Raw genomic sequence first — 10,611 nt, 5'->3', positions numbered from 1 at the left:
CAGGTTTGGGCATCACGCCTATCTATCCCACTCGATTCCCTACGTGAATCCCCAACGTCAGTTTTGCAACAAAGCCCTTCAACGCCGTGATCGCGGAGCATAGTGACCTGATCGAGATCTACTCGATCGATGAGAGTTTCTACCGTCTGCCTGTCCTGCCCAACGGCCTGGGGGATGTGGCGGCCGCACATAAGCTGCGCGCGGCGATCCTGCGCCAGACCGGGCTTCCTACGCGGATCGGGCTTGGCCCGACGCGCGCATTGTCGAAGGTCGCGAACGCCCTGGCGAAGGCGACCGAGAAGATCTGGGATGGTGTCGTGGACCTCCACGACACCGAGTTGAGGGCGCGGCTGTTTGCCGAGTGGCCGGTCAAAGAGGTGTGGGGGATCGGGTCGGCGCTGGCGGCGAGGTTGCAGCCGCTTGGAATCCGCACGACGGCCGATCTGGTGGCGATGCCACCAGCGTCCGCCCGTGATGTCGGAACGGTCGTTCTCGAGCGCCTAGTGCGCGAACTGAACGGCATCGAGTGCGAGGACTTCAAGCCCGAGCCGGAGGCAAGCAAGGCGACGGCGGTAACGCGCCAGTTCGGCGCGCCGGTGACGGACCTCGACGAGCTTCGCGAGGCGATGGTGCGGCGCGCGGTGCGCGCGGCCGAGAAGATCCGTCACCAGGGCCTGGTTGCGACGCGGCTGATCGTGTTCGCGCACGGCTCGCGCTATCGCCCAAATCCGCCATCGGCGAGAGGACAGACGCGCATGTCACCGCCTAGCAACGATCCGCGCATCATCGCCGGCCTCGCCGGCAGGATGATGGAGGCGATGTATCAACCGGGTGGCGTATATACGAAGTGCGGCGTCCTGCTTGAGGAGCTGCTGCCCCAGGGCGCGGGGCAGGGGGACCTCTTCGTCGTAGAAGATCCGCGTGCGCCCGGGTTGCTGGCAGCTATGGATGGCCTCAACGATCGGTTCGGCCGCGGGACCGTTGGGATCGCAGCGCAAGGGTTCGGCGCGCGCGCGTTCGATACGAAGCGGAGCCAGAAGAGCCCGGCGTGGACAACGCGGCTCGCCGAGATTCCGGTCGCTAGATAGCGGCGGTATTGGGGCGACCCGAAGCAGCCCCTGATCCCGGTTCAGCCGGCGAGTTGACCCGCTGTTTCTAATCACGCGCTTTGTAAGCTGATGTTCGTTCAGAACGCCTGCAGGGCAGCTAGAGCCGTGTCGGTTATTACTGAGCCCATCGACGACCCGATAATCAGCAGCGCCTTTAACGAATTCTCGTTACAGGCACTGGCGATGACGTTAGGATTCGACCAGGCGTCCTAGCAGCGGCGAACAGGGAAACATGACAACCGCACGCCACATCGTTGCTCTGCTGCAAAGCCATATTGCCGGGGACGACGCGCGTTTCATCTCGGTCGCCACGCAGCTGGCTGCGCATGAAGCGCGTCAGGGCCACGGCAAGCTCGCCCAGGAACTCCGCGAAGTCATCGATGCGGCTAAAGGCAAGGGTGCTACCGTCGCGCGTCTTGGCGCGGGCCCTGTTCCGATCGCCCAACCTATGGGTGAACTGTCGAGCTTGCTGGCTGCGCGCTACTCCGATGTGCGCTTAGCCAGCATGGTCCTGCCGGATACGTTGAAGGATCGACTGGCGCGTGTCCTGACCGAACAACGCCAGCAGGAGAAGCTGCGCGCGCGCGGCCTTCAACCCCGCCGCAAGCTGCTTTTGGTCGGCCCTCCCGGCTCAGGAAAAACCATGAGCGCGGCTGCGCTGGCCGGCGAGCTGAAGCTTCCTCTCTTCACCGTTCTCTATGACGGGCTGATCGGCAAGCTGATGGGTGAGACAGCGACACGCCTCCGCCTGATCTTCGACGCCATCGCCATCCAGCGCGGCGTCTACTTTTTCGACGAGTTTGACGCAATCGGCTCGCAGCGGGCAGGCCCGAACGATGTCGGCGAGATCCGGCGCGTACTCAACTCCTTCCTTCAGTTCCTCGAGAATGACGACGGTCCCAGCGTCGTAATCGCCGCGACCAACCATCCTGAGCTGCTCGACAAGGCGCTTTACCGCCGGTTCGACGATGTGATCGCTTATGACCTGCCCACACCGGCCATCGCGCGAGGCATCATAGAAAACCGGTTGGCCACGTTTGACCGGGACGCGGTCGAATGGCCCCCGGTAATGGAGGCCTCGTCCGGGCTTAGCCAGGCCGAGATCGCGCGAGCAGCGGATGAAGCCGCTAAGGTAGCCGTTCTCGACGATATAGACGATGTTCTGACGCCGACCCTACTGACTGCCCTTCGGGAGCGACATGACGCTGCGCTCGTTCGGTAATCTTTGTGGCTAGAGCACCGCGGGACCGTCCACATTTTCATGTGCAAGGCAGTGGCGACGCTGAATATTATACGTCGCCCCGCACCGTCATCAACGGCTTGCCTCCGGCACGCGCTCGCGCGGCGCATGCCGCTCATCTGGAGCAGGCGCTTGGCGCGGCTGTCGCTACCGCCCGTCAGCTTCTGGATGCGCGCGACCCGGCAGTCGCAGAAGGCGAGCGAGGCTTCTATCTCGACTTCGATGTTCCCGCTGATCACCAGAGCGCACTCGACGGGCTGGAGAACCGCCTGAAGAAGATCGAGCTGGTTGCGGTCAAGCCACCTGCCGAGGGCGAAGATACGGTCAGGGCGACTGTGTTCGTTCCAGAGGCTCAGGCGGATTACTTCGCAACCAAGGTCGAGCAGTACCGGGCTGAGGAAACGAAGACCGGCAACCCCAAAAACCAAAACCTCGTTGCGCGCATCGACGATGTCCGGCTTTCGGCGGTGCGTTCGCTATTCACGGATGATGATGCCCTCTACCCGCCCGATGGGCGGCAGGCCTGGTGGGAGGTCTGGCTGCGCGATGGGAAACTTCCAGTTTTCCAAACGGTAGCAGAGCGCTTGAACGTCGCGCTGAAGCAGCATCTCGTCAGCTTCCCAGAACGCGATGTCGTTCTGGCGTTGGCCGAGCCGGCGACGATGGCCCGGCTGGTGCTGCACAGCGATGCTGTCGCGGAGTTACGCGCGGCCAAGGACACGCCGAGCTTCTTCCTCGACATGCGCCCTGTTGAACAAGCGGAATGGGCAGGCGATCTCGTGAACCGCTCGACCGCCCCTGGGGCGCTTGCTCCAGCAGTCTGCATCCTCGACAGTGGTGCCACCCAAGGGCACCCGCTCATTGCTCCAGGCCTCGAACCTGCGGACCAGCACGCCTACGATCCCGCCTGGGGCGTAGGCGACAGTGCCTTCTGGAATGGGCACGGCACCATGATGGCAGGTGTCGCCCTTCATGGCGATGTCGAAGCCGCGCTTATCACCGGGGAACATCTCGAGCTCTCGCACCGCCTCGAGACAGTGAAGGTCCTACCGCCTAACGCGCAGAACGACCCCGAACTCTATGGCGCCGTCACGGAGATCGGGATCGGCAGGGCCGAAACGCAGGCACCCCGACGACGACGCGTGTTCTGCATGGCCGTCACGAGCAGCGTTGGTTTGGGACGCGGGCGTCCCTCGTCGTGGTCGGCCGCGATCGACAAGCTCTGCTATGGCGGCGGAGACAGTCGCCGGCTTATGATCCTGGCCGCGGGAAACATCCGCGACCCGATCGTGCCGGCCGAGTATCTTGACGGGAACGACCTCGCCGAGGCTGAAAACCCGTGCCAGGCGTGGAACGCGTTGGTCGTTGGTGCCTACACCGATAAGATCACGATCAATCATCCCGACTTCGCGGGATGGGACTCAGTGGCGCCTGCCGGCGATCTGTCGCCTGCGAGCCGCACCTCTACAATTTGGGACCGGCAGTGGCCAATCCGTCCCGATGTTGTTTTTGAAGGCGGCAACTTCGCGCATGACGGCGTCAATCCCGCCGAGGCAATTGACGACCTGCAGCTCATCACCACGCATTACCGTCCGACGATGCGCCTGTTTGATAGCTTTGGCGACACCAGCGCTGCCTGTGCACTGGCCGCCAACTTTTCTGCAAGGATCATGGCAGAGCGACCAGAACTTTGGCCAGAGACCGTTCGCGCGCTGATGGTCCATTCGGCCGAATGGACACCCGCGATGCGTGCCTGGTTCAACGCCGCTGGATCGCAGACTCAGAAGGCTGCGTTGTTGCGCCGCTATGGTTGGGGCGTGCCCGATCTCGGCCGCGCGCTTCTTAGTGCATCGAACGACGCGACGCTGATGATCGAGGACGCGCTGCTGCCGTTCCGGCGGGAGAAGTCTCAGATCAAGACGCGTGACATGCACCTCCATCACTTACCCTGGCCGCGCGACGAACTGCTTGCGCTCGGCGAGCAGGATGTCGAGTTGCGCGTGACGCTATCCTATTTCGTCGAGCCCAATCCTGGCGAGCGGGGCTGGACGCGGCGGCATCGCTACGCCTCACACTCGCTGCGCTTCGCCGTGAAACGGTCGCTCGAAAACCTTCAGCAATTCCGGCAACGGATCAACCGGGCAGCTCAATCCGAGGAAGAGGGTAATGTCGGGGCTGCCGCAGGCGGTGACGACTGGCTACTTGGCACCGTTCGCGATCGGGGTTCGGTTCACTCCGACGTATGGCGCGGCAGCGCCGCGGCGCTCGCTGACCGCGACGCGATTGGCATCTTCCCCGTTGGTGGTTGGTGGAAGGAAAAGCCTAACCTTCAACGGTGGGAGCGGTCGGCGCGCTATTCTTTGCTCGTTTCGCTCAGAGCACCAGACGCTGAGATAGATCTTTACGCAGCTATCGAGAACCAGATCGGCATCCCCGTCCCGGCAGCGTAAACTGATGATACAATATACACGCTGTTTCGTCACAGATCTACACAGGCCGAATGAACAGGCGGCGTGAGACATGACGGTAGCGGGGCGGCCGGTGCCGCCCCGTCCTCCGCTCACTCTTCCCAGAGCGGCTTGAGCTTCCGCACGCGCTTCCGAATGGTCCGGGGTGCCGGTGCGGGCATCCCGTGTGCTGCGATTTCTGCCTGGATGCTTGCGAACTCCGCGATCCAAGCCTGGCTGCGTGCGGTCTGAATGTGCATGTGAACCTCCGTCTGTTCGTTGAGACGGGTGCGGCCTGACGATCGGTCGGGGTCGGGGTCAGGGACCGCAAAGCGGCCGCGAAGCGGGGCGTGGGGGTGCCGATTTTGTCGTGGCAAGAGTGGAGCGCAGCGGAGCGGAGGCCGCGGCAAAATTGGGGGCACCGCGCATCCTTGACGCCGGCCCCGGCCGGTCGTCACGATGGAATGGCGTTGACGACAAAGCCTTTGAAACAATGGGGCGTACTGACGGCAGATGAGCGTACCTACTCCGACCGAGCTACGGGCGACGCTGGTGACGGTGATCGCAGGCGCGAGCGAGACCGGGACTAGCCGATGGGAAATGCTTCTCGGCCCGGTCCAGGTGCTTTCGCTTGCCCTCCACCCGCGGTCTAATTGGCGGATCGAGGTTAGCGGCACGGATGACGATCGCCACTGGATCGACGCGGCGATCGACCTGGTAAGAGCCGAGCATCCCTATGTGACGGGGCGAGGGGACCCCGGCCTGTAAGGACCGGGGTCTTTGCGCCCTACCGCTCACCGACGCGCATGATCGTCAGGACGCGGGTGGTGACGAAGGGATCGGCTGCGTTCTGCGAACCGGCGGAGAGGTCGAGGTTGTAATAATCGATCTTGAAGTAGCAGGCGGTTCCTTCGAACTCAAACCGGCCCATGTCGCGCTCGCCGTGAGGATCGATCGCACCATCAAAGCCGTCATAGTCGCGCACGCTGCGCAGCAGCTCGGCACGCTTGCGGAAGCCCCGGAAAAGGCTCGTATCTCCGATCAGGGCGGAGATGCCGATTGTCATGACGACTCGGTTGTGGCCCGGGCTGGTCAGATGTTCGCGCAGCCAATCGTTGAGGCGCGCAATCTCGCTCGGCCCGCCCTCGGGGCGTTCGGATGTGGAGGTCTGGTCGGCCATGTCGGTCTCCTTGTCCTGACCCCGCCAATCGGGGCCTTCGACAGGCGACAGGACCGCCGAGGCATAGCTGCCCCGCGCACCCGCAGGGTCGCAACGGAGTGGAGAAGCCCGCTTGCGGGCTTGCGCGGGAAAGCGCCTCGGCGAGGACGTAGGAGCCCGAAGACCCCCGGGATAGCGGCGAAGCCGAGACCGGCCGCTTCCAAGCCGCTGGACGATCCCGCGCGGGGAGGATTATCGTGCGCCATGGAAACCGCTGCCAATGTCGTCGCCCTTTGGCCCCGCTGGATGGAGAACGCCGGCGCCCTGTTGCGGATGAAGGCGCTGGTCCGTTCGCGGTGCTGCAAATGCGGGACCCTTATGCGGGTGGAAATGGAGGATGTGGTCGCGCGCCGCGGCCCCGGCTACTCGCTGGTCGACAAGCTGGAGCGCTGCCGGATGGTCGAGTGCATCGGATCGACCTTCTATCTCGCGACGCGCACCTATGGTGGTCAGTGGACGACACTGCTGCGCGATCCCAAGCTGCTCGAGGTGTTTGAGGAGCTGCCGCCCGTCAGGACAGCGTGGAGTTGATCGTCAAAAACTGGCGGTGAGCAAAAAAAGGGGGCCGAAGCCCCCTTGATGTCAGTGCCGCAGGATCGACACCAGCGTTCCGATCGCGGTCAGGGCCACGATGGTAAAGCCGATGATGCTGATGACCCATGTCTGGGTTTTCATGTGCGTCTCGAGCGACCTTTGCAGGCCGTCGATCTTTTCCTGAAGCGGCTTTGTCGCGTCTCCAACCATGTTGTCGATATACTCCTCGATGCTGGCTACCACCAGCTTTGCCTGATCGTCGGTTACGTTGATGGATTTGAGTGTTTGATACAGATCGACTTGCATAGGCTTCTCCCGTTGTTTGCACGAAATTGTGCGGGAGTTCCGGGACATGGGCTCCGGGCGATCGGGTCAGGGAACGCGTAGCGGCCGCGCCAGCGGGGCGTGGGGGAGCCGATTTGCGCAGCAAATTGGGGGAACCGCGCATCCTTGAGGCGATCGCCGCACCCATGTCATACTTGGACGACACGAATGAGCAGTCCTCCCACAGTGCCGCAGCGCGCGAAGCGCGGGGCTGGGACGGGCTCGATGCCCGTCCTGGCCCCTAAAGTCTTTGCGCCTGCGAAGGCGCGGGGGCCTTTCGGCCCCCACTTGGTCAGGCGAAGGGGTCGAACTCTTGGACCACGGTGAGCGAGCTATCGTGATCTTCTGCGGTGATGACGCTGTATTGAGTGCCCACGGCGATGACCATGGTGACGACCATGAGGTTCCGGGCGAGGCTGAGAGCGGATTTGCGGGCGATCCAGATGTCGTTGAACATGTCCGAGGCTCCTTGAAGCCGGCGGGGTTCATCCCCGCTCGACAGGCGCCCGACAGGACGGGGAGGGGCCGCGATCACTTTTTTCCGGCACGGAAAAAAGCCGTAGCGAAGCGCCCGGACCCCTTGCGGGTTGATCGTATAAGGCCCCGAGCCGGCCCAAGGATTGCGCCTCAAAGAGCGGGGTGAAGCTCGTTGGCCGGAGCTTCGCGCTCAACGGTGGACCGCCTGTGACGCACCCTCGCCCGGAGGTGGACGTTCGCTTGATCCGCTGGACCGCTCTGCGTCTTGTTCGATGAGATAGCCGCTTGGGTGCTGATCGCCCCTGGCTGGTATGGTCGGAAAGATGTTGCCGCTTTTCGGAAGAAGATTTCCTGCGCGCTCCGCGCCCGTCAGTTGATCGTTACCCGAATGGGCCGAGACCCGAAGGGGCTCGGTGGAGCGAAGCGGAATAGAGCGACGGTCCCGGCGCAGCCGGGAGACGCCGAATTACTCTCTTCCGGATCTCACGAAATGCGCTTCGACACTTCCCGCAGCAATTCCGGATTTTGGTTCAGCTCGCGCACCGCCTTGAGCATTCCATTCTCGAAATGGCTCACATGAGTCGGCTGTGGTCGGGGATCCTCCAAAAGGTCGGACAATCTAATCCCCTCGGGAAGCGGTTGTTCCTCCGCAGTAGGGTCGTAATCTGTGAGGCCGATGAGATCGCCTAACGCGCCCGCGACCGGCTGAGGGGTTAAACGGTTCTTGCGCATGGCCTTGTCCTCGTTCGACATTGTACCAGCGTAGCTTAGCGAGCTGGGTCCGCGAAAGCGGACATCTGCGAGGCGAGCGGTGAACACGAGGAAGGGCCCGGAGCCGTAGCTCCGGGCTGTCTCCCGTCTCTGAGTCAGAAGGGCACATCGTCATCAAGATCGTTCTGATCCTGCGTGTTGCCCTGCTGCTGGCGACCGCGGCTGAGGAAGGTCACTTCGTCGGCGATGATCTCGACGCCGTAGCGCTCGATGTTCTCGTTGTCGGTCCAGCGGGTATAGTGGATGCGACCCCGGACCATGACCTTCTGGCCCTTGTCGACATACTGCGCGACGGTCTTGCCGACGCCGTTGAAGCAGGTGATCCGGTGCCACTCGGTGTCCTCGATGCGGCGGTTGTCGCTGTCCTTCATGATCTTGCCCTCGCTGTCGCGCTTGGGGCGCGAGGTGGCGAGGCTGAACTGGGTGATCTTGGTGCCGCCCTGGGTGGAGCGGGTCTCGGGCGTGGCGCCGACGTTGCCGGCGAGGATGACGAGGTTCTGCATTTCGAGGTTCCTTTTTTGCTTCGCCGGGGGTTCGTCCCCTCGACTGAACACCGTCAAAGACGGCCAGGACGCCCTCTCCACCGAAGCGCGAAGCGCGTAGGGGAACCCCGATCAAAGGGGTGGTGCGGGCAGCCGCGTAAGCGGCAACTCGGCCCGAATGATCGCGGGTTGGAGGGGGTGGACGGCCGGCTTAGGTCGTTCAGGAAAGAGAGGGGATGAACCCCCACGGGCGCGCAAACGCCAAGGATCCGAAGAGCAGGACACCCTTGTCGCTATCCTCGTCCGGCGTTGCCAACTCGCCTGATCTCTCTGCCGGGGCGGCTTCGATTGCCGTGTCGCCACGTCCTTGTGCTGGGCGGGCGGGGCTTCATGGCGGATGCCCGCCACCCTTCGAGGACCAGGCACCGCCTTCCTGCCTACGGCGCGCGCGCCGTGCCCGATGTCGATAGGCCGATGGGTCGGTCCCACGCGATCCGCGCCGCTGGACTGCTGAATCGAGCGCGCTGTCGTGATGCCGATCGAGGCTTCAACGCGGGCGCCAGCTGGGCGCCGTGACGACAAGCTGCGCGATGACGCGCTCCCTTCGACCGGGGCGGACGGCCGGGGCCGGCTCCCGCGCCTCGCCACTAAGGAACCACTCCGCGTCTCAGATCCGATGCGGGCGCGGCAGCGCCCCAAATATCAGGCGCGACCCGCTCTGCAGGGGCGGGGGACGTTATTCGTTGCGATACCTCGAATAGATCTCGGCCATGGTGTCGCGGTAGCCCCATTGGTCGGCGTAGATCACAGGGTTCTGCGCGAGGTATGCCAAGATCGTCAGCATGTCCTCGGCGATCGTCTCGTCGAGATTGCACAGGTGGAGGACGGGAAAGTGGCCGTTGTCGCCGCCATTCCACCAAGCGAGGAGGAAGTCGGCTACCTTGGGCGATGCGCCAGTTTCGGCGGCGCGCGTCGGGGGAAGCGCGATCGGGATCAGGCGAGCGAGAGCTGCTGCTACGTCGTCGAACGATACGGCTCGGATGGCGGGACGGCGTACGGGTGTGTCCATGTCGATTTTACTCCTGGTGCGATGAATCTAGCAGCGGGCGCGCGACGCTCGCGCTCGGCGCGCAGTGCGTCCACGACGTCGATATTGCGCTGCGACTGTATGAGACGGTCGAGCCGGTCGCCGGGCAGACGGCGAGGGGCGAGCGCCGGCCCCTTGGCCCTGGGCGTGTCGCGCCCAAGGCCAAGTAGGGTTTGGCGATTGGTGGCTTCGACGATCAGCGTGCCAAGGTCCGCGCGACCACACGCGCTCGAGGCCATGAAGACCGCCGGTCGGATAGCGCGCGGCCGACAGGCGCGTGACGAGGCGCGCGATCGCGGCGACATCGCGCGAGCCCCGTATGCGCTCGCGCGTGAGCTGACGCGCAGTCGCCTCGAACCGATGATAGAGCGAGGTGCGCGGTCGCATGATCGCCGTTTGACGATCGAGTTCGTGGTGCCAGGCCGCAAGACCGCACCACGGCGGGACCGCCATGCCGTAGGATGGCGGGGGCTCGTCGGGCGCGACGAATAGCTCGAGCTGCTGGCGCGCGCGTGCGCGGCCGGCACGGCGAGGAGCCGGGACGATCGCGCTTGCATGAGAGCCTCCGTTACGAGGTGGGGAAGAGATCCAGTTGGGCTGCGCGCCAGGCTCGCTCGCGCGCGTCGGCGATCTGAGCGGCAAGCCATGCCTTTTGCTGCCCGATGCCCATGCCGAGCATGGGAACGGCAGCGCGCTCGCCGGCGAAGGCGAGCAGCGGCTCGCGGTAGAGACGGCCGGCGAGGAAGACGATCGGCCCCGCATGGCGGGGTCCGATCGCGCGTCGGAGTTGGCGGACGGTCTTCTCGCCCCACAGACGCCGCTCTGCGGCCGATAGGTCGCGGAGTGAACCGTCCCGGGTTTCCTAGAGGCTATTTGGTTTGAGTCATGCAACCATATCCAGGTTCTCAAGGGCTGCATAGT

The 10,611-nt window shown here is 64.0% G+C and carries 11 protein-coding genes and 1 pseudogene; 5 read left to right on the top strand and 7 right to left on the bottom strand.

Going from position 1 to position 10,611, the window contains the following annotated elements; genetic code table 11:
- Positions 1-77: 77 nt before the first annotated feature.
- The 4 genes and pseudogenes from QN347_RS17490 to QN347_RS17475 form a co-directional block, all read left to right on the top strand.
- Positions 78-1,088, top strand: a pseudogene (locus tag QN347_RS17490) (DUF4113 domain-containing protein); the annotation flags it as partial.
- Between the two features lie 253 nt (positions 1,089-1,341).
- Complete coding sequence (locus QN347_RS17485) at positions 1,342-2,331, top strand: AAA family ATPase (protein ID WP_322164282.1); 990 nt, start codon at positions 1,342-1,344, stop codon at positions 2,329-2,331.
- Between the two features lie 41 nt (positions 2,332-2,372).
- Positions 2,373-4,799, top strand: coding sequence for a S8 family peptidase (locus QN347_RS17480; RefSeq protein WP_323494237.1), 2,427 nt, complete (start codon positions 2,373-2,375; stop codon positions 4,797-4,799).
- Positions 4,800-5,309: 510 nt separating this feature from the next.
- On the top strand, positions 5,310-5,564 hold the full coding sequence (locus QN347_RS17475) for a hypothetical protein (protein ID WP_322164215.1): 255 nt from the start codon (positions 5,310-5,312) through the stop codon (positions 5,562-5,564).
- Between the two features lie 19 nt (positions 5,565-5,583).
- Here QN347_RS17475 and QN347_RS17470 read toward each other — a convergent pair whose 3' ends face one another.
- Positions 5,584-5,976, bottom strand: a complete 393-nt coding sequence (locus tag QN347_RS17470; protein WP_322164216.1) for a DUF3768 domain-containing protein — start codon at positions 5,974-5,976, stop codon at positions 5,584-5,586.
- Between the two features lie 243 nt (positions 5,977-6,219).
- On the opposite strand from QN347_RS17470, the gene QN347_RS17465 reads away from it, so the two are divergent.
- Positions 6,220-6,546 (top strand): hypothetical protein, encoded by a 327-nt coding sequence (locus QN347_RS17465; RefSeq protein WP_322164217.1) that lies wholly within the window; start codon positions 6,220-6,222, stop codon positions 6,544-6,546.
- Positions 6,547-6,597: 51 nt separating this feature from the next.
- Here the strand turns inward: QN347_RS17465 and QN347_RS17460 are convergent, their stop codons facing one another.
- The 6 genes from QN347_RS17460 to QN347_RS17435 all read right to left on the bottom strand — a co-directional run bounded on the left by QN347_RS17460 (position 6,598) and on the right by QN347_RS17435 (position 10,504).
- On the bottom strand, positions 6,598-6,855 hold the full coding sequence (locus QN347_RS17460) for a hypothetical protein (protein WP_322164218.1): 258 nt from the start codon (positions 6,853-6,855) through the stop codon (positions 6,598-6,600).
- Between the two features lie 310 nt (positions 6,856-7,165).
- Positions 7,166-7,330 carry a hypothetical protein gene (locus QN347_RS17455; protein WP_322164219.1) on the bottom strand — a complete coding sequence of 55 codons (165 nt, stop codon included), beginning with the start codon at positions 7,328-7,330 and terminating at the stop codon, positions 7,166-7,168.
- Positions 7,331-7,833: 503 nt separating this feature from the next.
- Complete coding sequence (locus tag QN347_RS17450; protein ID WP_322164220.1) at positions 7,834-8,103, bottom strand: hypothetical protein; 270 nt, start codon at positions 8,101-8,103, stop codon at positions 7,834-7,836.
- Between the two features lie 113 nt (positions 8,104-8,216).
- Positions 8,217-8,624, bottom strand: a complete 408-nt coding sequence (locus QN347_RS17445; protein ID WP_322164221.1) for a single-stranded DNA-binding protein — start codon at positions 8,622-8,624, stop codon at positions 8,217-8,219.
- Positions 8,625-9,339: 715 nt separating this feature from the next.
- On the bottom strand, positions 9,340-9,672 hold the full coding sequence (locus QN347_RS17440; protein WP_322164222.1) for a hypothetical protein: 333 nt from the start codon (positions 9,670-9,672) through the stop codon (positions 9,340-9,342).
- Positions 9,673-10,258: 586 nt separating this feature from the next.
- Positions 10,259-10,504, bottom strand: a complete 246-nt coding sequence (locus QN347_RS17435; RefSeq protein WP_323494239.1) for a DUF6884 domain-containing protein — start codon at positions 10,502-10,504, stop codon at positions 10,259-10,261.
- Between the last annotated feature and the right edge of the window lie 107 nt (positions 10,505-10,611).

Origin of the sequence: Sphingomonas sp. 10B4 (assembly GCF_035019905.1) — a bacterium.
GTDB classification, from domain to species: Bacteria; Pseudomonadota; Alphaproteobacteria; order Sphingomonadales; family Sphingomonadaceae; genus Sphingomonas; species Sphingomonas glacialis.
This window is presented reverse-complemented; position numbering and strand designations above follow the sequence as displayed.

What these genes read in the sequence shown, in the direction of transcription:
- QN347_RS17485 (WP_322164282.1), top strand. Translation starts at nt 1,342, where the DNA reads ATGACAACCGCACGCCACATCGTTGCTCTGCTGCAAAGCCATATTGCC.
- QN347_RS17475 (WP_322164215.1), top strand. Translation starts at nt 5,310, where the DNA reads ATGAGCGTACCTACTCCGACCGAGCTACGGGCGACGCTGGTGACGGTG.
- QN347_RS17470 (WP_322164216.1), bottom strand. Translation starts at nt 5,976, where the DNA reads ATGGCCGACCAGACCTCCACATCCGAACGCCCCGAGGGCGGGCCGAGC.
- QN347_RS17465 (WP_322164217.1), top strand. Translation starts at nt 6,220, where the DNA reads ATGGAAACCGCTGCCAATGTCGTCGCCCTTTGGCCCCGCTGGATGGAG.
- QN347_RS17460 (WP_322164218.1), bottom strand. Translation starts at nt 6,855, where the DNA reads ATGCAAGTCGATCTGTATCAAACACTCAAATCCATCAACGTAACCGAC.
- QN347_RS17455 (WP_322164219.1), bottom strand. Translation starts at nt 7,330, where the DNA reads ATGTTCAACGACATCTGGATCGCCCGCAAATCCGCTCTCAGCCTCGCC.
- QN347_RS17450 (WP_322164220.1), bottom strand. Translation starts at nt 8,103, where the DNA reads ATGTCGAACGAGGACAAGGCCATGCGCAAGAACCGTTTAACCCCTCAG.
- QN347_RS17445 (WP_322164221.1), bottom strand. Translation starts at nt 8,624, where the DNA reads ATGCAGAACCTCGTCATCCTCGCCGGCAACGTCGGCGCCACGCCCGAG.
- QN347_RS17440 (WP_322164222.1), bottom strand. Translation starts at nt 9,672, where the DNA reads ATGGACACACCCGTACGCCGTCCCGCCATCCGAGCCGTATCGTTCGAC.